Source organism: Streptomyces sp. NPDC002825, from assembly GCF_040295385.1.
GTDB lineage: Bacteria > Actinomycetota > Actinomycetes > Streptomycetales > Streptomycetaceae > Streptomyces.
The window spans coordinates 59,212-78,398 of record NZ_JBEOVH010000009.1; the positions used below are offsets into that span (position 1 = coordinate 59,212).

Annotated in this window: 19 protein-coding genes; 7 read left to right on the forward strand and 12 right to left on the reverse strand. The window is 70.7% G+C overall.

The window, feature by feature from the left end; genetic code table 11:
• Positions 1-130 precede the first annotated feature (130 nt).
• A complete protein-coding gene (gene nucS, locus ABT041_RS14420) occupies positions 131-802 on the forward strand; it encodes an endonuclease NucS (RefSeq protein ID WP_041131270.1) in 672 nt (223 codons plus the stop codon).
• Positions 803-874: 72 nt separating this feature from the next.
• Here the strand turns inward: nucS and ABT041_RS14425 are convergent, their stop codons facing one another.
• The 4 genes from ABT041_RS14425 to ABT041_RS14440 form a co-directional block, all read right to left on the reverse strand.
• Positions 875-3,457, reverse strand: coding sequence for an ATP-binding protein (locus tag ABT041_RS14425; RefSeq protein ID WP_351183822.1), 2,583 nt, complete (start codon positions 3,455-3,457; stop codon positions 875-877).
• 218 nt (positions 3,458-3,675) lie between these two features.
• Positions 3,676-3,999 carry an STAS domain-containing protein gene (locus tag ABT041_RS14430; RefSeq protein WP_030210572.1) on the reverse strand — a complete coding sequence of 108 codons (324 nt, stop codon included), beginning with the start codon at positions 3,997-3,999 and terminating at the stop codon, positions 3,676-3,678.
• Between the two features lie 126 nt (positions 4,000-4,125).
• Positions 4,126-4,974, reverse strand: a complete 849-nt coding sequence (locus ABT041_RS14435) for a 3-hydroxyacyl-CoA dehydrogenase family protein (protein ID WP_351183824.1) — start codon at positions 4,972-4,974, stop codon at positions 4,126-4,128.
• 181 nt (positions 4,975-5,155) lie between these two features.
• Positions 5,156-5,794 (reverse strand): TetR/AcrR family transcriptional regulator, encoded by a 639-nt coding sequence (locus ABT041_RS14440; RefSeq protein WP_351183826.1) that lies wholly within the window; start codon positions 5,792-5,794, stop codon positions 5,156-5,158.
• 98 nt (positions 5,795-5,892) lie between these two features.
• Here ABT041_RS14440 and ABT041_RS14445 point away from each other — a divergent pair, with 98 nt between their 5' ends.
• Genes ABT041_RS14445 through ABT041_RS14455 form a run of 3 tightly spaced genes read left to right on the forward strand, consistent with a single transcriptional unit; the run spans position 5,893 to position 8,012 of the window.
• Positions 5,893-6,666: an ABC transporter ATP-binding protein gene (locus ABT041_RS14445; RefSeq protein ID WP_351183828.1), complete on the forward strand. Its 774-nt coding sequence runs from the start codon at positions 5,893-5,895 to the stop codon at positions 6,664-6,666.
• Between the two features lie 10 nt (positions 6,667-6,676).
• Positions 6,677-7,426, forward strand: coding sequence for an ABC transporter permease (locus tag ABT041_RS14450; RefSeq protein WP_351183830.1), 750 nt, complete (start codon positions 6,677-6,679; stop codon positions 7,424-7,426).
• Positions 7,427-7,439: 13 nt separating this feature from the next.
• Positions 7,440-8,012, forward strand: coding sequence for a cob(I)yrinic acid a,c-diamide adenosyltransferase (locus ABT041_RS14455; RefSeq protein ID WP_041131262.1), 573 nt, complete (start codon positions 7,440-7,442; stop codon positions 8,010-8,012).
• Here ABT041_RS14455 and ABT041_RS14460 read toward each other — a convergent pair.
• Positions 7,932-8,552 carry a hypothetical protein gene (locus ABT041_RS14460; protein WP_351183832.1) on the reverse strand — a complete coding sequence of 207 codons (621 nt, stop codon included), beginning with the start codon at positions 8,550-8,552 and terminating at the stop codon, positions 7,932-7,934. The genes ABT041_RS14455 and ABT041_RS14460 overlap by 81 nt on opposite strands.
• Positions 8,553-8,689: 137 nt before the next feature.
• Here ABT041_RS14460 and ABT041_RS14465 point away from each other — a divergent pair, with 137 nt between their 5' ends.
• The 3 genes from ABT041_RS14465 (at position 8,690) to ABT041_RS14475 (ending at position 12,492) form a co-directional block, all read left to right on the forward strand.
• The gene (locus ABT041_RS14465) at positions 8,690-9,886 is read left to right on the forward strand and encodes a sensor histidine kinase (protein WP_502976475.1); all 1,197 of its coding nucleotides are present in this window, start codon (positions 8,690-8,692) and stop codon (positions 9,884-9,886) included.
• The gene (locus ABT041_RS14470) at positions 9,883-10,521 is read left to right on the forward strand and encodes a response regulator (protein WP_351183836.1); all 639 of its coding nucleotides are present in this window, start codon (positions 9,883-9,885) and stop codon (positions 10,519-10,521) included. Before ABT041_RS14465 ends, ABT041_RS14470 begins: the two co-directional genes overlap by 4 nt.
• A 123-nt stretch (positions 10,522-10,644) precedes the next feature.
• Entirely contained in the window at positions 10,645-12,492 is a 1,848-nt protein-coding gene (locus ABT041_RS14475) for a glycosyl hydrolase family 18 protein (protein ID WP_502976476.1), read from the forward strand.
• A gap of 116 nt (positions 12,493-12,608) precedes the next feature.
• Here the strand turns inward: ABT041_RS14475 and ABT041_RS14480 are convergent, their stop codons facing one another.
• From ABT041_RS14480 to ABT041_RS14510, 7 genes are all read right to left on the reverse strand, one after another.
• Entirely contained in the window at positions 12,609-13,055 is a 447-nt protein-coding gene (locus ABT041_RS14480) for a DUF2550 domain-containing protein (RefSeq protein ID WP_351183838.1), read from the reverse strand.
• 146 nt (positions 13,056-13,201) lie between these two features.
• The gene (locus tag ABT041_RS14485; protein ID WP_351183840.1) at positions 13,202-13,576 is read right to left on the reverse strand and encodes a F0F1 ATP synthase subunit epsilon; all 375 of its coding nucleotides are present in this window, start codon (positions 13,574-13,576) and stop codon (positions 13,202-13,204) included.
• A gap of 112 nt (positions 13,577-13,688) precedes the next feature.
• Positions 13,689-15,131: a F0F1 ATP synthase subunit beta gene (atpD, locus tag ABT041_RS14490; protein ID WP_116158817.1), complete on the reverse strand. Its 1,443-nt coding sequence runs from the start codon at positions 15,129-15,131 to the stop codon at positions 13,689-13,691.
• Positions 15,131-16,048, reverse strand: a complete 918-nt coding sequence (locus ABT041_RS14495) for a F0F1 ATP synthase subunit gamma (RefSeq protein ID WP_351183842.1) — start codon at positions 16,046-16,048, stop codon at positions 15,131-15,133. Before ABT041_RS14495 ends, atpD begins: the two co-directional genes overlap by 1 nt.
• Positions 16,049-16,068: 20 nt before the next feature.
• The gene (gene atpA, locus ABT041_RS14500; RefSeq protein WP_351183844.1) at positions 16,069-17,664 is read right to left on the reverse strand and encodes a F0F1 ATP synthase subunit alpha; all 1,596 of its coding nucleotides are present in this window, start codon (positions 17,662-17,664) and stop codon (positions 16,069-16,071) included.
• Positions 17,665-17,814: 150 nt separating this feature from the next.
• Positions 17,815-18,630, reverse strand: coding sequence for a F0F1 ATP synthase subunit delta (locus ABT041_RS14505; RefSeq protein ID WP_351183845.1), 816 nt, complete (start codon positions 18,628-18,630; stop codon positions 17,815-17,817).
• Complete coding sequence (locus tag ABT041_RS14510) at positions 18,627-19,172, reverse strand: F0F1 ATP synthase subunit B (protein ID WP_351183847.1); 546 nt, start codon at positions 19,170-19,172, stop codon at positions 18,627-18,629. The genes ABT041_RS14505 and ABT041_RS14510 overlap by 4 nt, the downstream gene beginning before the upstream one ends.
• Positions 19,173-19,187: the final 15 nt, after the last annotated feature.

The window sequence follows — 19,187 nt, forward strand, 5'->3', positions numbered from 1 at the left end:
GCGACACCAGAAGAATGGGCACACAACCGGCTGATAACCGACGGGTGTTCGGCCAACGACCACCCCCACGGGGTGCGCGGCCGATGCCCGAATCGCGCGGAAGAGCGCCCGTCTTGTAGCGTTGGCGACCATGCGTCTCGTCATTGCCCGTTGCTCCGTGGACTACGCGGGTCGACTCACGGCCCACCTGCCCTCCGCGCCCCGTCTGATCCTGGTCAAGGCAGACGGCAGCGTCTCCATCCACGCGGACGACCGGGCGTACAAACCGCTCAACTGGATGTCGCCGCCGTGCACGCTGAAGGAAGGCGTCGATGGTGAGGCGGGCATCTGGACCGTGATCAACAAAGCGGGCGAGAAACTGATCATCACGATGGAGGAGATCCTCCACGACTCCTCGCACGAGCTGGGTGTGGACCCCGGTCTCATCAAGGACGGCGTCGAGGCGCACCTCCAGGAGCTGCTCGCCGACCGGATCGAGACCCTCGGCGAGGGCTACACGCTGATCCGCCGCGAGTACCCGACCGCGATCGGCCCCGTGGACATCCTGTGCCGGGACGCCGACGGGGCGACGGTGGCGGTGGAGATCAAGCGGCGCGGTGAGATCGACGGCGTCGAGCAGCTGACCCGCTACCTGGAGCTGCTCAACCGCGACCCGCACCTGGCGCCGGTGAAGGGCGTCTTCGCGGCCCAGGAGATCAAGCCGCAGGCGCGGGTCCTCGCGACGGACCGCGGGATCGGCTGCGTGGTCCTGGACTACGACGCGCTGCGCGGCATCGAGGACGACAAGCTGCGGCTGTTCTGATCCTCGTACGGCAACGACGACGGCCCCCGGCGCGGTGAGCGCGCCGGGGGCCGTCGTCGTTGCCGTACGGGGTCAGGCCGGGGAGTCCGTGGCGGTGGTGGTGTCGGAGGAGGGCGCGCCGAGGGTCGTGGTCTCGCCGGTCGCCGGAGGGGCGGTCGTCGTCGGCGGGGCCGTGGTCGGCGCGGTCGTGGTCGGCGGGGCGGGGGTGGTCGTCGGCGGCTTCGGCGTCGTGGTCGTCGGCCGCGGCGGCGCGGTGGTCGTGGCCGGCGGCCGGGTCGTCGTGGCGCCTCCGGTCGGCGGGGCCGTGGTGGCCGTCGGCGCTCCGGTCGTCGCCGAGGGGCTGTCCGAGGAGGAGGCGGAGCCGGACGCGGACGGGTCCGTGGAGGCGGACGGCGAGGCGCTGCCGGAGCCGGAGGGGCTCGGGGAGTCCGAGCGCGTGGCCTCGCCGGTCTCGTCCGGGCCGGCCTCGCCGTCGGCGGGCGGCTCCTCGCCGTCGAGGCCGTCGGAGCTGCCGCTCTCGTTCGCGGTGCTGTCGGAGGTGACGCGGTCGTCGGCGGGGTTGTCGCCGTTGCCGGAGGTGGCGCCGAGGGTGACGACGGTGCCGAGGACGGCGACGAGGAGCGCGCCCGCGCCGACGGCGACGAGGTTGCGGCGGGCGCCGCCGAGGATGCTGCCCTTGAGGCCGGAGCGGCGGTCCTTCTCGGCGGTGTCGGTGGTCGGGCCGGTGACGAGCGTCGGGCCTTCGGCGGCGAAATCGGGGAACGCGGGGATCGGGGCCGACGCCGGGGTCCTGGCGGGTCCACCGAGCAGCGGGGCGGTGACGGTCTCCGGCCTCGGGAGGGCGGGGCGGGCGGCCGGGCCGCGCAGGGCGGGGGTGCCGCGCGGCGGGGAGACGGGCTCGGGTGCGGCGGTGTGCTCTCCGGAGAGGTCGGCGACGAGGGCGAGGGCCCGGCGGCCGGCGACGGTGCCGCGCTTGTCGGCGAGGACGCCGCGCATGCCGATGGAGGCCTCCAGCTCGGCGCGGGCACGCTCCAGGTGGCCGGAGCAGATCGCGAGGACGCCGAGCTCGTGGTGGAAGTAGGCCTCGTCGGCGACCTCGCCGGCGAGCCGGGCGGCCTCCTGTCCGGCGCGCAGGGCGCGTTCCCAGGCGCCCCACTGCAGTCCGGCGGCGAAGGCGGGGGCGGCGGCGCGGGCGAGGAGGACGGCGGTGGACCGGTGCTCGGCGGCGCTCTCGCCGGTGCCGGGGATCAGCGCGGTGAGGGCGGCGAGCAGGGCGTCGGCCTCGACGGCGGCGCGTTCGGGGGTGACGGAGGGATGGGCGGCCCACCAGGCGTAGTGCTGGGCGACGGTGTGGGCGCGGTCGGCGGCCTCGTGCTCGAAGCCGTGGGCGAGGAGCTGGGTGAGGACTCCGGTGGCGAGGCGGTAGCGGGGGCCGACCGGGGTGAGCAGTCCGCAGGCCATGAGTTCGCCGAGGGCGGCGTCGGCGTGGGTGTCGCCGACGAGGGCCGGGAGGTGGGACGGGTGCGGGACCTCGCCGCCGAGGGCGACGGCGAAGCGCAGGGCGGCCTGGGCGGAGCGGCTGAGCCGTGAGGCGAGGAGGGCGGCGGGTGCGGCGCCTTCGCCGAGGCTGGGCAGCGGTATGTCGCGCAGTTCGACGTCGGGGTCGTCGATGCCGTCGAAGGCGGCGGCCGCGACGGTGGCCGCCGCCGCGGGTGCGGCGGGGCCGAAGGCCTCTTCGAGGGCGCCGAAGGCGTCGAACTCGGCGGGGGTGACGCGCAGTCGGTCGCGCTGGCGGAGCAGGGCGCCGGCCTGGACGAAGCGGAGCGGGAGCCCTTCGGACTCGAACCACAGGTCGCCGGCCCAGTTGGCCTCCTCCTCGGTGAGGGTGCGGCCGACGGCGCTCTCCAGGAGCTTCAGGGCGGCGGCCCGGCCGAGGCCGGCGAGGAGGACCTCCTCGACGGGGGCGTCGGCGGGGGGGGCGGGGGTGTCGGGTCCCGCGGCGAGGAGGAAGGCGCACTCGGGGGCGGCGGCAAGGAGTTCGTCGAGGGCGGCGCCGCCGAATTCCAGGTCGTCGACGACGACCACGGCGCCGATGTCGCGGAGCCGGTCGAGGAGGCCGGCCCGGTCGGGGCGCTGTCCGGGGGCGTACCGGACGGCGGTGAACAGCTCGTGGAGGAGCTCGGTGGGGGTGCGGTGGTGCCCGGAGAGGCGGACCACACCGTCGGGGGCGAGTTCGGCGCAGTCGGCGGCGACCGCGTCGAGGAGGGCGGTGCGGCCGGATCCGGGGGCGCCGACGACGCGGGCGCAGCGGCCCTGGGTGAGGATGCCGGTGAGCCGCTCGCGCTCCTCGTGGCGTTCGAGGAGGGGCAGCTCGGGTGCGGCGGGGCCCGCCGGGAGGGGCGGGGCGACGGCGCGGGCGGCCTCGGCGCGCTCCTCGGGGGTGCGGGGGCGGGGGGCCTCCGGTTCCTGCCCGGGCGGGCAGGGTTCGATCTCGCTGCCGTCGACGGGGTTGACGGTGAGGAGCAGTTCGCCGGAGACGAGCCGGACGACGCGGGCACGCGCGGGCGTCGGCGCGGGCACGCCACGGCCCTGGCGGGCCTCCTCGCCCTCGGTGTCGTGACCGTACTCCTCCGACCCAGGGTTGATCGGGTCCATGGTCCAAGCTCCCAAGAAGCGGTGTGCGGTACCCGCCGGTGGGTCCGTCCCGTGTGGGGCGGGTCCGTCATTGTGCGGGCGACCGAACCCTAGACCGTGTTCAGACGGTCGGGAACAGGCGGGGTGCCCCCGAGACCAAGACGTCACGGTCTTGTGAGGATTGGGTGTGACGCCTGTTTCTCACAGCTGCTTCACACATGGCGGGCACCCCCCGGGGGTCATACGCGGGGCAGGGACTCCAGGGCGAGGCCGCCCTCGATGGCGAGGATGCGGTGCAGCCGGGTGGCGACGAGGAGCCGCTGCATCTGGGGCGGCACCCCGCGCAGGACGAGGCGCCGGCCGCAGCGGCCGGCCCTGCGGTGGGCGCCCATGATGACGCCGAGTCCGGTCGCGTCCCAGGAGTCGAGTCCGGTCAGGTCGAGCACCAGGTCGCCGACTCCGTCGTCGACGGCCGAGTGCAGGACCGTACGGGCGTCCGCCGCGCTGCGGACGTCGAGGCGGCCCCCGACGACCAGCTCGACGTGGTCGCCCCTGATGTGCATATGCGCTCCCCGAGAGTGCTCCGTCTTCGCAACAACTGACTGCCGCACCGGCAGATACGTTGCGCCTTGTCAGCGAACCGATACCTGAATTCACCCCACGGAGTGAGGCGGGGTGGCGGGTACGGCTCAGTACTTGTAGAAGCCCTGCCCGCTCTTGCGGCCGATGTCACCCGCGTCCACCATCCGGCGCATCAGCTCCGGCGGCGCGAACTTCTCGTCCTGGGACTCGGTGTAGATGTTGTTGGCGGCGTTCACCAGGATGTCGATGCCGGTGAGGTCGGCCGTGGCGAGCGGGCCCATGGCGTGGCCGAAGCCGAGCTTGCAGGCGATGTCGATGTCCTCGGCGGTGGCGACGCCCGACTCGTGGAGCTTGGCGGCCTCGACGACGAGGGCCGAGATGAGGCGGGTGGTGACGAAGCCGGCGACGTCGCGGTTGACGACGATGCAGGTCTTGCCGACGGACTCGGCGAACGCGCGGGCGGTGGCGAGGGTCTCGTCGCTCGTCTTGTAGCCGCGGACCAGCTCGACGAGCTGCATCATCGGGACGGGCGAGAAGAAGTGGACGCCGACGACGGCCTCGGGGCGCTCGGTCACCGCAGCGATCTTGGTGATCGGGATCGCGGAGGTGTTGGAGGCGAGGACGGCGCCGTCCTTGGCGATCTTGTCGAGCGAGCGGAAGATGTCGTGCTTGACGTCGAGGTTCTCGAAGACGGCCTCGACGACGACGTCCGCGTCGGCGACGGCGTCGAGCTCGGTGGTGGCGGTGATCCGGCCGAGCGCGGCCTCGGCGTCCTCGGCGGCGAGCTTGCCCTTGGCGACGAACTTCTCGTACGAGGCCTTGATGCCGTCGGTGCCGCGGGTCAGGGCGGCGTCGGTGACGTCACGCAGGACGACGTCCCAGCCCGCCTGCGCCGAGACCTGTGCGATGCCGGATCCCATGAGTCCGGCCCCGATGACGGCAAGCTTCTTGGCCACGATCTTCCACCCCTCAACACCTGTTCACTTCTGCTCTCCCGGCGGAGATTAGCGGTCGGGGGGCGCTATGTGACCGTGAAGTAATGCGCGTCACGCCCTCTTTGACGGACGTCACACTCACGACACCTCCCGACGGCCTCCTCGTCGTGGCGGGCCGGGAGTTCGGCGGGCCGCCGCCGGCTCAGCCCTCGCGCACCGCGTACGTCAGGACCTTCTCGCCCAGGAGTTCCTCGATCTCGTCGAGGAGGACGAGGGCCTCGCGGGAGACGGTCGTCGCCTTGCGTCCTGCGGTCATCTCGCCGGTGATGTAGCCGACGACGGACTCCTCGATCCAGGCGAGCTGCCCGCCGACGAGCAGCGGCAGCGGGTCGTCGGCGGCCGCGCCGGTCTCCTCGCGCAGGGTGGTCACGACGGCCTCGTGGACCTGGCCCCGCAGCTGGAAGAGCCGGGCCTTGAGGGTGGGCGCGTGCTCGATGACGTTCATGAAGGCGTCGAAGCCGTCCATGAGTCCGTACGCCGGGGAGACGGCCCCGATGTCCTGGCGCAGCTCGCGCAGGACCGCCTGGGCGGCGGACTCGCCCCGGTCGCGGCCGCGGATCATCCGGGCGAGCCGCTGGGTGACGCCGTCCATCCGGTCGAGGAAGAGGTCCTCCTTGGCCGGGAAGTAGTTGTACACGGTGTTGACGGAGACGTCCGCCGCCTCGGCGACGTCCGCGACGGTCACGGTGACGAAGCCGTGCTCCAGAAAGAGCCCGGTCGCGATGTCCGAGATCCGCTGCTTCGTCTCGCGCTTCTTGCGTTCCCTGAGTCCCTCGGCCATGGACCCATCGTAGGCAATCCTAGGCTCCCTGAAATTTCGGCGCCTCTTAATTTTTGGTGACGTTGCAAAATTTCAGTGACTCTGTTTTTGTGGTCGCCATGCCCATCATCAGCACGTCCGGCCTCGCCCGGACCTTCACGACCAGGAACGGCCCCGTGGAGGCCGTCCGGGGAATCGACCTCACCGTCCGGCCCGGCGAGATCCTCGGACTCCTCGGCCCCAACGGCGCCGGCAAGACCACCACCCTGCGGATGCTCACGACGCTGCTCCCGCCCACCGGCGGCGCCGCCACCGTCGCCGGCCACGACCTCGTCGGCGACCCCGCCGCCGTGCGCCGGCGCATCGGGTACGTCGCCCAGTCCGGCGGACTCGACCCCCAGGAGACCGTCCGCTCCGAGCTCGTCACCCAGGGCAGGCTCTACGGCCTGGACCGGACGACCGCGGCGGCCCGCGCCGAGGAGCTCGCCGAGGACCTCGGCCTCACCGAGCTCCTCGACCGGAAGACCCCGGCGCTCTCCGGCGGCCAGCGCCGCCGGGTCGACCTCGCGATGGGGCTCACCCACCGCCCGGAGCTCCTCTTCCTCGACGAGCCGACGACCGGCCTCGACCCCGGCAGCCGCGCCGACCTGTGGGCCCTGGTGCGGCGGCTGCGCGACGAGCACGGCACGACCGTCGTCCTCACCACGCACTACCTCGACGAGGCCGACGCGCTCGCCGACCGGCTCGTGATCGTGGACAAGGGCACGGTCGTCGCCGAGGACAGCCCCGCCGGACTCAAGGCCGCGCACGGCGTGACCACCCTCCAGGAGGCCTTCCTCGCCGTCACCGGCCGCGGCCCGGCGCCCGCCGACACCACCCCCGTAGCGGTCTAGGAGACCCGTGATGCTCTTCCGCGACACCGCGCTGCTCTTCGGGCGCTACGCCCGCCAGACCCTGCGCTCCCCGTTCCAGATCTTCTTCGGCGCCCTGATGCCGCTGCTCTACCTGCTCTTCTTCGGACCGCTGCTCACCGGGCTCCCGCTCGGCCGCGAGGGCGACTCCTGGCAGGTCCTCGTCCCCGGCCTGCTGCTCCAGCTCGGCCTCTTCGGCGCCTCGTTCGCCGGCTTCTCGATCATCATGGAGAAGAACTGGGGCGTCTTCGACCGGATGCGGGTCGCCCCGATCAGCCGGCTCGCCCTGCTGCTCGGCCGGGTCCTGCGGGACGCCGCGCTCTTCGTCTTCCAGGCGGTCCTGCTCGTCCTGGTGGCGATCCCCATGGGCCTGCGGGCGCCGGTCGCCGGGATCCTCCTCGGCTTCGGCTTCGTCGCCCTGCTCTCCGCCGCGCTCGCCTCCCTCTCGTACGCGCTCGCCCTGAAGCTGCGCACCCCGCAGGAGTTCGGCCCCGCGATCAACACGCTCGCGATGCCGGCGATGCTGCTCTCGGGCCTGATGCTGCCGATGGCCCTCGCCCCCGGCTGGCTCGACGCGGTCTCGCACTTCATGCCGTTCCGCTATCTGGTGGACGCGGTCCGGGAGGCGTACATCGGCCACTACACGACGCCGACCATGCTGTACGGGGTGCTCGTCGCCCTCGGACTGACGGCGCTCGCCGTGACGGTCGGCACACGCACGTTCCGGAGCGCCGGGGCGTAACTACGCTGGACCCATGGTCAATCTGACGCGCATCTACACCCGTACCGGCGACAAGGGCACCACGGCGCTCGGCGACATGAGCCGGACCGCCAAGACGGATCTGCGGATCTCGGCCTACGCCGACGCCAACGAGGCCAACGCCGCCATCGGGACGGCCATCGCCCTCGGGCAGCTCGACGAGGAGCTCGTGAAGGTCCTCGTCCGGATCCAGAACGACCTCTTCGACGTGGGCGCCGACCTCTGCACGCCGGTGGTGGAGAACCCCGAGTATCCGCCGCTGCGCGTCGAGCAGTCCTACGTCGACAAGCTGGAGGCCGACTGCGACCGCTTCCTGGAGCAGTTGGACAAGCTGCGCTCCTTCATCCTGCCGGGCGGCACGCCCGGTGCGGCCCTGCTGCACCAGGCGTGCACGGTGGTCCGGCGGGCGGAGCGCTCCACGTGGGCGGCCCTGGAGGTGCACGGCGAGACGATGAACGCCCTGACCGCCACGTACCTCAACCGGCTGTCAGACCTTCTGTTCATCCTGGCCAGGACGGCCAACAAGGAGGTCGGGGACGTCCTCTGGGTCCCGGGCGGGGACCGCTGAGCCGGAGCCCGGGTCCTTCTTCTGCCAGATCAGGTAGCTGAGGGCGATCAGGCCGTGGATGCCGACCGCCCGCCACGCGGCGAACATCCAGCTCCACAGGCTCTCGGTGTTCCCGTCCCCGCCGACGTACCGGACGGCGAGGAGCAGCAGGACGGTGGCGACGGCGCCGCCGACCAGCGAGCCCAGCCAGACCCTGCCCTCGTGGCGGGCGCGCGCCATGCCGTACCGGGGCGGCTTCGGGGGGCGCGGCCCGCCGCCGAGGCGGTGGGCGGCATGCCCGTCGAGCCACTTCACCGTGCGGTGGCCGTGGCCGACGGTGTAGCCGATGTACAGCGCGGCGAGGCCGTGCTCCCAGCTCGGCTCGGCACCGTTCTTGAGGTCGATCGCGGTGACGACGAGGAGCACGACCTCAAGGACCGGCTCGCACAGCAGCAGCGCCATGCCCGCGCGGGGCATCTTCAGGAGGTAGCGGGTGGCGAGGCCGGCGGCCAGCAGGACCCAGAAGCCGACCTCGCAGAGCACGATCAGCGTGACGATCACGACGGTTCCCCTTTCGGTACCCCTTCAGCGTCCCGTGGGTCAGGGCCCGGTTCGTCGTCGCCGGTGAGGAACCGCGTCTACATCCTTCGACGGAGGGACGGATCGGCCCGGGCGAGGAGGTCCGGGCGCGGTGCGGCATGTTGGATGAGTACGTGACACTCCCCCGCCCGCACCGCGTCGATCTGCTCATCGCCGCCACCGGCCTCGTCGGCGGCCTGATCCTGTGGTGGTTCGGGCTGTACGTGACGGAGGACCACGTCTTCGGGCAGCGCTGGGCGACCCTGATCCCGCTGACCGTGATGGCCGGAGCGGAGACCGTGCGCCGCACCGCCCCACGGACCGCCCTGATCGTCGGCACCCTGGCGATCGTCGCCGACCAGTTCACCAACGGGAACCTGGCGACGGTCCTGATGTTCACGGACGTGGTCTACGCGGCCGTCGTGTACGGCCCACCGGCCTCCGCGCGCCGCATCCCCTACACGACCGGCCTGATCACGGTCGCGGTGACCGCCGGCTTCCTCGTCTGGTGGCAGAACGCCTACGCGCTGCTCGTCGGCGTGCTCACCGGCATGATCTCCTTCCTCCCGGCGATCACCGGTGCGATCGTCCGCAACCACCGCGAGGCGGCGGACGCCGCCCGGCTGAGGGCCGAACAGACCGCGCTGCTGGCCGAGATGGACCGGGCGCAGGCGGTGGTGGCCGAGCGGGCGCGGATGGCGCGGGAGCTGCACGACATGGTGGCGAACCACCTCTCGGCGATCGCGATCCACTCCACGGCCGCGCTCTCCCTCGACGAACCGGCCACCACCCGTCAGGCGCTGACGGTCATCCGCGAGAACAGCGTGGCGGGCCTCACGGAGATGCGGCGGCTGATCGGGCTGCTCCGGGACAGCGGCGGGGACGCGGAACCGGGGGCGGTGCCGAGCCTCGACGCGCTGGACGGACTGCTCGCCCGGGCCCGCAGGAACGGCTCCTCCGGCGGTCTGCGGTTCGTCCTGGAGGACACCCGGCCCTCGGACGGCGCCGCCCTGCCGGCGCCGGTGGAGCTGGCCGCGTACAGGATCGTGCAGGAGTCGCTGACGAACGCGGTGAAGCACGCCTCCCCCGGTACGGTCACCGTGCGGGTCGGCCGGGGCGACGGGGTCCTGACCGTGGCCGTCGACTCGCCGTACGGGAAGCGGCCGGGACCGTCGGCGCCCGGCACCGGTTCGGGTCTGGTGGGGATGCGGGAGCGCGCGGAGCTGCTGGGCGGGGAGTTCCGGGCGGCGGCCGCGGGGGCGGTCTGGCAGGTGCGGGCCGTGCTGCCCGCGGACGAGAAGGCGGGGAACGCATGACGATCCGGGTGGTCGTGGCAGAGGACCAGTCGGCGGTACGGGCGGGGCTCGTGCTGATCCTGGGCAGCGCGCCGGACATCGAGGTGGTCGGCGAGGCCGCGGACGGCGAGCGTGCGGTGGAGCTGGCGCGCGAACTGCGCCCGGACCTGGTCCTGATGGACGTGCAGATGCCCCGGATGGACGGGGTGACGGCGACCCGTCTGGTGGTGTCGGAGGGGCTCGCCGATGTGCTCGTCCTGACGACCTTCGACCTCGACGCGTACGTCTTCGGGGCGCTGCGGGCCGGGGCCTCGGGCTTCCTGCTGAAGGACACGGACGCGAAGGACCTGATCACGGCGGTGCGGACGGTGGGGCGCGGCGAGGGCCTGATCGCCCCGGCGGTGACGCGCCGGCTGATCGCGGAGTTCGCGGCACCGAGCCGTCCGGTGGCGGACACGGCCGTACTGGACGTGCTGACGCCCCGGGAGCGGGAGGTGCTTTCGGCGCTCGGCCTGGGTCTGTCGAACGCCGAGATCGCGGTACGGCTGGACATGGCGGAGGCGACGGTGAAGACCCATGTCAGCAAGGTGCTCGGCAAGCTGGAGCTGCGCAGTCGGGTCCAAGCGGCCGTTCTGGCACAGGAGTTGGGGGTTTAGAAGAACTTTGCCGACGCTGGTCTGGACCTCTTGACGATTGGTCCAGACCTTCCTACGCTCGCGGGGCGCGCGCATCTTCACGGACCACCCCCACCTTGTCCGTCCGCAACTTGAGGAGCACCGTTGAGCACTCAAGCACCGACGCGCAGATCAGGGTTCAGACACCGGGCAGCCGCCGGACTGACCGCCCTGATCCTGCCGCTGGCCGCCATGGTCGGCCTCGCCTCCCCCGCCGAAGCCGCCGCCTCGGCCACCGCGACCTACACCAAGACCCAGGACTGGGGCACCGGCTTCGAGGGCAAGTGGACGGTGAAGAACACCGGCACCACGAGCCTCTCCTCCTGGACCGTCGAGTGGGACTACCCCTCCGGCACCACCGTCACCTCCGCCTGGGACGCCACCGTCACCAGCTCCGGCACCCACTGGACCGCCAAGAACGTCGGCTGGAACGGCACCCTCGCCCCCGGCGCCTCCGTCTCCTTCGGCTACAACGGCGCCGGCCCCGGCGCGCCCAGCGGCTGTAAGATCAACGGCGCTCCCTGCGACGGCACCACCCAGCCGGGCGACAACCCGCCCTCGGCCCCCGGCACCCCGGTCGCCTCGAACATCACCGACACGTCGGCGAAGCTCACCTGGACCGCGGCCACGGACGACAAGGGCGTCAAGAACTACGACGTCCTGCGCGACGGCACCAAGGTGACCACCACCACCGGCCTCACCTTCACGGACACCGGCCTCACCGCCGGCACCGACTACTCGTACACCGTCGTCGCCCGCGACACCATCGACCAGACCGGCCCCGCCGCCGGCCCGGTCGCCGTCCACACCACCGGCGGGGGCGGCGGCACCCCGCCCCCGAACGTCGTGAAGATGGGCTACTTCACCAACTGGGGCGTCTACGGCCGCAACTACCACGTGAAGAACATCGTGACCTCGGGCTCCGCGTCCAAGATCACCCACATCAACTACGCCTTCGGCAACGTCACCGGCGGCAAGTGCACCATCGGCGACTCCTACGCCGACTACGACAAGGCCTACACCGCCGACCAGTCCGTCGACGGCGTCGCCGACACCTGGGACCAGCCGCTGCGCGGCAACTTCAACCAGCTCCGCAAACTGAAGAAGGCCTACCCGAACATCAAGGTCATCTGGTCCTTCGGCGGCTGGACCTGGTCCGGCGGCTTCGGCCAGGCCGTGCAGAACCCGGCCGCCTTCGCACAGTCCTGCTACGACCTGGTCGAGGACCCGCGCTGGGCCGATGTCTTCGACGGCATCGACCTGGACTGGGAGTACCCCAACGCCTGCGGTCTGTCCTGCGACACCAGCGGCGCGGCCTCCTTCAAGAACATGATGCAGGCCATGCGCGCCAAGTTCGGCCCCAGTGCCCTGGTCACCGCGGCCGTCACGGCCGACGCCTCCACCGGAGGCAAGATCGACGCCGCCGACTACGCGGGCGCCGCGCAGTACATGAACTGGTTCAACGTCATGACGTACGACTTCTTCGGCGCCTGGGCGGCGCAGGGCCCGACGGCCCCGCACTCCCCGCTCACCTCGTACGCCGGCATCCCGCAGCAGGGCTTCAACTCCGCCGAGGCGATCGCCAAGTACAAGGCCAAGGGCGTCCCGGCCAGCAAGCTGCTGCTCGGCATCGGCTTCTACGGCCGCGGCTGGACCGGTGTCACCCAGTCCGCCCCCGGCGGCACGGCGACCGGCCCGGCGCAGGGCACGTACGAGCAGGGCATCGAGGACTACAAGGTCCTCAAGAACTCCTGCCCCGCCAACGGCACCGTCGCCGGCACCGCGTACGCCCACTGCGGCACCAACTGGTGGAGCTACGACACCCCCGCCACCGTCAACTCCAAGATGAGCTGGGCCAAGAACCAGGGCCTCGGCGGAGCGTTCTTCTGGGAGTTCAGCGGTGACACCAGCAACGGCGAGCTGGTCGGCGCCATCAACACCGGCCTGAGCTAGGCACGAAAAGGAGCGGGGACGGCGCAGCACGCCGTCCCCGCTCCTTCATGCCTCAAGCGACATTCACCCTCCCCCAGACTTCGTCCGGGGGGACCCCCATTCAACGGGCAAGAAATCTAAGCGACATTTACCCGTTGCCCAGGAGGCGCCGCCTCCAGCCAGGCCATGAAACCCGTCCGGGCGTCCTCGCTCATCGCGAGCTCCAGGCGGACGCCCTCGTACATACAGGGCTGGATCACGGCGTCGGAGAGCAGCGCGAGCTCCTCCTCGCCCTCCGGCATCCGGCGCTCGAGCGCCACGATGGACGAGCGCTCCAGGATCCGGCGCGGGCGGGGCGCGTACGAGAAGACACGGAACCAGGCGATCTCGTCACCGCTGTAACGGGCGACGCCGTACACCCAGCCCTTGCCGGTCGGATCCGGCTCGTCGGGGATGTCCCAGCGCAGCGAGCAGTCGAAGGTGCCGCCCGCGCGCTGGATGAGTCTGCGGCGCAAGCCGAAGACGAAGAGCCCGATCACCACCAGTGCGACGACCAGGCCGCACACGAGCAGAGCGAGGAACATCTTCACCGACCTCCTCGCTGCGTCCCGTAGCCGGCACCGCCGGCACAACCGAATACAACCTGCATCTGCATCGCCTCAGCCGCGACACGGTCCGGAAAATTCCGGATCGTGCCGCGGCTGAGGGCACTCCTACTCGGCGCGGACCGCTAGCGGACCGCTACCGCGCGCAGCCGGACCTCGGCGCGCCGCTCGGCGGCGGCGTCCGACTCCGTCTTCGCACGCTCCAGCGCGCGCTCGGCGCGCTGGGCGTCGATCTCGTCCGCCAGCTCGCAGATCTCCGCGAGCAGAGACAGCTTGTCGTCGGCGAACGAGATGAATCCGCCGTGGACGGCGGCGACGACGGTCCCGCCCTCGCTCGTACGGATGGTCACCGGGCCCGACTCCAGCACACCGAGCAGCGGCTGGTGGCCGGGCATGACGCCGATGTCGCCGGAGGTGGTACGCGCGATGACCAGGGTGGCCTCGCCGGACCAGACACTCCGGTCCGCGGCGACCAGCTCGACGTGCAGCTCAGCAGCCAAGGGTGGCTCCTCGGGTCACCACCCGGCGGTCGTGCCGGGTGTTGGGGTCAATTCTAGGGGGCGTGGAGAGGGGGACGGGACGGATCCCGTCCCCCTCGGGCGAGCACGGGGCTCAGGAGACGCCGAGCTCCTTGGCGTTGTTCTTGAGGTCCTCAAGGCCACCGCACATGAAGAACGCCTGCTCCGGGAAGTGGTCGAACTCACCGTCGCAGATCGCGTTGAACGCGGCGATCGACTCGTCGAGCGGAACGTCCGAACCGTCCACGCCGGTGAACTGCTTCGCCGCGTGGGTGTTCTGGGACAGGAAGCGCTCGACACGGCGGGCGCGGTGGACAGTGAGCTTGTCCTCCTCGCTCAGCTCGTCGATACCGAGGATCGCGATGATGTCCTGGAGGTCCTTGTACTTCTGCAGGATTCCCTTGACGCGCGTGGCGGCGTCGTAGTGGTCCTGCGCGATGTAGCGCGGGTCCAGGATCCGGGACGTGGAGTCCAGCGGGTCCACGGCCGGGTAGATGCCCTTCTCGGAGATCGGACGGGAGAGAACCGTCGTCGCGTCGAGGTGGGCGAAGGTGGTCGCCGGCGCCGGGTCGGTGAGGTCGTCGGCGGGGACGTAGATCGCCTGCATCGAGGTGATCGAGTGACCACGGGTCGAGGTGATGCGCTCCTGGAGGAGACCCATCTCGTCGGCCAGGTTCGGCTGGTAACCCACCGCGGAGGGCATACGGCCGAGCAGGGTCGAGACCTCGGAACCGGCCTGCGTGAAGCGGAAGATGTTGTCGATGAAGAACAGCACGTCCTGCTTCTGCACATCGCGGAAGTACTCCGCCATGGTCAGACCGGCGAGGGCCACACGGAGACGGGTGCCCGGGGGCTCGTCCATCTGGCCGAAGACAAGGGCGGTCTTGTCGAGGACGCCCGAGTCCTCCATCTCCGCGATGAGGTCGTTGCCCTCACGCGTACGCTCACCGACACCGGCGAACACGGAAACACCCTCGTGCAGCTTCGCCACACGCATGATCATTTCCTGGATCAGAACGGTCTTGCCGACACCGGCACCACCGAACAGACCGATCTTTCCACCCTTGACGTACGGGGTGAGAAGGTCGACGACCTTGAGGCCGGTCTCGAACATCTCGGTCTTCGACTCGAGGTCCGCGAACGCCGGGGCCTTGCGGTGGATGGACCAGCGCTCGCCGACCTCGGACTCGGCCTCGGGCTCGTTCAGGATCTGACCCAGCGTGTTGAACACGCGGCCCTTGGTGACGTCGCCGACGGGCACGGTGATGCCGTCGCCGGTGTCGACCACGGGGGCCTGGCGGACCAGACCGTCGGTGGGCTGCATCGAGATGGTGCGGACGATGCCGTCACCGAGGTGCTGCGCGACCTCGAGGGTCAGCGTCTTGAGCGCGCCGTCCTCGGCCGGGTCGGCGACCTGCACGTGCAGGGCGTTGTAGATCTCCGGCATCGCGTCGACGGGGAACTCCACGTCGACGACCGGGCCGATGACCCGGGCGACGCGGCCCGTGGCGGCGGCCGTCTCAACAGTGGTCGTCATTACTTGTCACTCCCCGCGGTCGCGTCGGCCAGGGCTGCGGTGCCACCGACGATCTCGCTGATTTCCTGGGTGATTTCGGCCTGGCGGGCCGCGTTGGCAAGTCGGGAGAGGTTGTTGATCAAGTCTCCCGCGTTGTCGGTCGCCGACTTCATCGCGCGACGCGTGGCGGCGTGCTTGGAGGCAGCCGACTGCAGCAGCGCGTTGTAGATCCGGCTCTCGACGTAGCGCGGCAGAAGGGCGTCGAGGACGTCCTCCGCCGACGGCTCGAAGTCGTACAGCGGACGGAGGGTGTCCGGCTCGCCGGCCTCCTTCGCCACCTCGTCGAGGCTGAGAGGCAGCAGCCGGGCCTCGACCGCCGTCTGGGTCATCATCGAGACGAACTCGGTGTAGATGATGTGGAGCTCGTCCACACCGCCCTCGGCCGTGTCCTTCTCGATCGCCTCGATCAGCGGTGCCGCGACCTTCTTGGCGTCCGCGTACGTGGGCTCGTCCGTGAAGCCGGTCCACGTGTCGCTCAGCTTCCGCTCACGGAAGTTGAAGTGCGCGACACCACGGCGACCGACGACGTAGACGTCGACCGCGCGGCCCTCACCCTCCAGCTTCTTGATGAGCTGCTCCGCCGCCTTGATGGCGTTGGAGTTGAAGGCACCGGCCAGACCGCGGTCGCTCGAGAGGAGCAGGACCGCGGCACGGCTCGGGTTCTCCGCCTCGGTGGTCAGCGGGTGCTTGTCGTTCGCACCCGTGGCCACCGCCGTGACCGCGCGCGTGAGCTCGGTCGCGTACGGAGTCGACGCCTGCACCTTGCGCTGCGCCTTGACGACACGCGAGGCGGCGATCATCTCCATCGCCTTGGTGATCTTCTTCGTCGCGGTGACGGATTTGATGCGACGCTTGTAGACCCGGAGCTGCGCTCCCATGAGTCAGGTCCCTTCCGTCGTCACTTCGAGACGTTGACGGCGGGAGCGTCCGCGCCGAGCAGCTTGCCGTCAGAGGTCTCGAACTGCTGCTTGAACTCCGCGATGGCGTCGGCGACGGCGGTCAGCGTGTCGTCCGACATCTTCTTGCCCTCACGGATGGAGGTCATGAGGCCCGAGTGGTTCTGGCGGAGGTACGCCAGGAGCTCGGCCTCGAAGCGACGGATGTCGGCGACCGGGACGTCGTCCATCTTGCCGGTGGTGCCGGCCCAGACCGAGACGACCTGGTTCTCCGTGGGCATCGGCTGGTACTGAGCCTGCTTGAGCAGCTCGACCATGCGCTGACCACGCTCCAGCTGCGCCTTCGAGGCCGAGTCCAGGTCGGAACCGAAGGCCGCGAAGGCCTCGAGCTCACGGAACTGGGCCAGGTCCACGCGGAGGCGGCCGGCGATCTGCTTCATGGCCGGGTGCTGGGCGGAGCCACCGACTCGGGAGACCGAGATACCGACGTTCAGGGCCGGGCGCTGGCCGGCGTTGAACAGGTCGGACTCCAGGAAGCACTGGCCGTCGGTGATGGAGATGACGTTGGTCGGGATGAACGCCGAGACGTCGTTGGCCTTCGTCTCGACGACCGGCAGACCGGTCATCGAGCCCGCGCCGAGCTCGTCCGAGAGCTTCGCGCAGCGCTCGAGGAGACGGGAGTGCAGGTAGAAGACGTCACCCGGGTAGGCCTCACGGCCCGGCGGGCGGCGCAGCAGCAGCGACACGGCGCGGTAGGCGTCGGCCTGCTTCGACAGGTCGTCGAAGACGATCAGGACGTGCTTGCCCTGGTACATCCAGTGCTGACCGATGGCGGAACCGGTGTACGGCGCCAGGTACTTGAAGCCGGCCGGGTCGGACGCCGGGGCGGCGACGATCGTCGTGTACTCGAGCGCGCCGGCCTCTTCCAGGGCGCCGCGAACGGACGCGATGGTCGAGCCCTTCTGGCCGATGGCGACGTAGATGCAGCGGACCTGCTTGTTCACGTCACCCGAGCGCCAGTTGTCGCGCTGGTTGATGATGGTGTCGACACAGAGCGCGGTCTTGCCGGTCTGACGGTCACCGATGATCAGCTGACGCTGACCACGGCCGACCGGCGTCATGGCGTCGACGGCCTTGTAGCCGGTCTCCATCGGCTCGTGCACCGACTTACGGGCCATAACGCCCGGGGCCTGCAGCTCGAGGGCGCGGCGGCCCTCGGTCGCGATCTCGCCGAGGCCGTCGATCGGGTTACCGAGCGGGTCGACGACGCGACCCAGGTAGCCCTCACCGACACCTACGGAGAGGACCTCGCCGGTGCGCTGCACCGACTGACCCTCCTCGATGCCGCTGAACTCGCCGAGGACGATCGCACCGATCTCGCGCTCTTCGAGGTTCAGCGCGAGACCGAGGGTCCCGTCCTCGAACTTCAGCAGCTCGTTCGCCATGGCCGAGGGAAGACCCTCGACCTTCGCGATACCGTCACCGGCCAGGCTGACCGTGCCGACCTCCTCGCGCGAGGCCGCGTCCGGCTGGTACGACTGGACGAAGTTCTCCAGTGCGTCCCGGATCTCCTCCGGCCGGATCGTGAGCTCCGCCATCTGGGTTCCCTGCTCTCCTTGTTGGGCCCGAAGTTTCTTAAGGGGTCTGGGGGCCGACCCCCAGGAATCTTCTGCAATCTCTGCACGGCCCAACCGGGCCGCTGGTGATGCTGTGTTGCTGTGCTGCTGGTGCTGCTGTGGTCGCTGCCGTCAGCCGGCCAGTCGACGGGTCGCCTCGCCGAGGCGCTCCGCGATGGAACCGTCGATGACCTCGTCGCCGACGCGCACCGTGATCCCGCCGAGGACCGCGGGGTCCACGTCCAGGTTCAGGTGCATCTCGCGGCCGTACAGCTTCGCCAGTACGGCACCGAGGCGCTGCTTCTGCCGGTCCGACAGCGGCACCGCCGAGGTGACGACGGCGACCATCCGGTCCCGGCGCGCCGCGGCGAGCTTGGACAGGGACTCGAGTCCCGCTTCCAGGCTACGTCCCCGGGGCTGGGTCACCAGACGGACGACCAGACGCTCGGTGGTCGCGTGGGCCTTGCCGCCGAGCAGGCTGCGGAGCAGCGTGCCCTTCGCGGTGGCCGTGGCGGCCTTGTCCGTCAGCGCCGAGCGCAGCTCGTTGCTGGAGGACACGATCCGGCCGAACCGGAACAGCTCGTCCTCGACGTCGTCCAGAGCGCCCGCCTTCTGCGCCGCGGTGAGGTCGGCGGTGTTCGCCAGTTCCTCGGTCGCGTCGACCAGGTCGCGCGAACGCGACCAGCGGGAGCGGACCATGCCGGAGACCAGGTCGACGGTCTCGCCGCCCACCTGTCCACGCAGGAGTCGCTGCGCGAGCTCGGCCTTGGCCTCACCCGCCTGCGCGGGGTCGGTCAGGACCCGGCGCAGCGACACCTCGCGGTCGAGCAGCACGGTGACTGCGGCCAGCTCGTCCGCGAGCTTCGTCGCGTCGACCGGCGTGTTGTCGGTCAGCGCGTCGAGGGACTCACGGGCGGCGGACAGTGCCTCGCGGCTCGCTCCGTTCATCGGACAGCCTCGGCCTTCTCCTCGAGCTCTTCGAGGAAGCGGTCGATGGTGCGGCTCTGGAGGGCGGCGTCCTCGAGGGACTCGCCGACCAGCTTGCCGGCCAGGTCGGTGGCGAGCTTGCCCACGTCCTGACGCAGCGACGCGGACGCGGCCTTGCGGTCGGCCTCGATCTGCGCGTGGCCGGCCGCGATGATCTCCTCGCGCTGGCGCTGGCCTTCCGCCTTCATCTCCTGGATGATCGCGGTGCCCTGCTCCGTCGCCTCCTGGCGAAGACGCGCGGCCTCGTGGCGGGCCTCGGCGAGCTGGGCCTTGTACTGCTCCAGCACACTCTGAGCCTCGATCTGGGCCGACTCGGCCTTCTCGATGCCACCCTCGATGGCCTCGCGGCGCTCGTCCAGAACCTTGTTGATGTTCGGGAGGAGCTTCTTGGCGAGGAAGCCGAAGACGATGACGAAGGCGATCAGGCCGATGACGAGCTCGTCGAGATGCGGGATCAGAGGAGGCTGGGCCTCCGCCGCTTCCGCAAGAAGCAGAGCGTTCACATCAGTGCCTTCCGT

What these genes read in the sequence shown, in the direction of transcription:
- ABT041_RS14450 (WP_351183830.1), top strand. Translation starts at nt 6,677, where the DNA reads ATGCTCTTCCGCGACACCGCGCTGCTCTTCGGGCGCTACGCCCGCCAG.
- ABT041_RS14425 (WP_351183822.1), bottom strand. Translation starts at nt 3,457, where the DNA reads ATGGACCCGATCAACCCTGGGTCGGAGGAGTACGGTCACGACACCGAG.
- ABT041_RS14495 (WP_351183842.1), bottom strand. Translation starts at nt 16,048, where the DNA reads ATGGGAGCGCAGCTCCGGGTCTACAAGCGTCGCATCAAATCCGTCACC.
- ABT041_RS14480 (WP_351183838.1), bottom strand. Translation starts at nt 13,055, where the DNA reads ATGTTCCTCGCTCTGCTCGTGTGCGGCCTGGTCGTCGCACTGGTGGTG.
- atpD (WP_116158817.1), bottom strand. Translation starts at nt 15,131, where the DNA reads ATGACGACCACTGTTGAGACGGCCGCCGCCACGGGCCGCGTCGCCCGG.
- ABT041_RS14430 (WP_030210572.1), bottom strand. Translation starts at nt 3,999, where the DNA reads ATGCACATCAGGGGCGACCACGTCGAGCTGGTCGTCGGGGGCCGCCTC.
- ABT041_RS14445 (WP_351183828.1), top strand. Translation starts at nt 5,893, where the DNA reads ATGCCCATCATCAGCACGTCCGGCCTCGCCCGGACCTTCACGACCAGG.
- nucS (WP_041131270.1), top strand. Translation starts at nt 131, where the DNA reads ATGCGTCTCGTCATTGCCCGTTGCTCCGTGGACTACGCGGGTCGACTC.
- ABT041_RS14440 (WP_351183826.1), bottom strand. Translation starts at nt 5,794, where the DNA reads ATGGCCGAGGGACTCAGGGAACGCAAGAAGCGCGAGACGAAGCAGCGG.
- ABT041_RS14465 (WP_502976475.1), top strand. Translation starts at nt 8,690, where the DNA reads ATGTTGGATGAGTACGTGACACTCCCCCGCCCGCACCGCGTCGATCTG.
- ABT041_RS14470 (WP_351183836.1), top strand. Translation starts at nt 9,883, where the DNA reads ATGACGATCCGGGTGGTCGTGGCAGAGGACCAGTCGGCGGTACGGGCG.
- atpA (WP_351183844.1), bottom strand. Translation starts at nt 17,664, where the DNA reads ATGGCGGAGCTCACGATCCGGCCGGAGGAGATCCGGGACGCACTGGAG.
- ABT041_RS14455 (WP_041131262.1), top strand. Translation starts at nt 7,440, where the DNA reads ATGGTCAATCTGACGCGCATCTACACCCGTACCGGCGACAAGGGCACC.
- ABT041_RS14505 (WP_351183845.1), bottom strand. Translation starts at nt 18,630, where the DNA reads ATGAACGGAGCGAGCCGCGAGGCACTGTCCGCCGCCCGTGAGTCCCTC.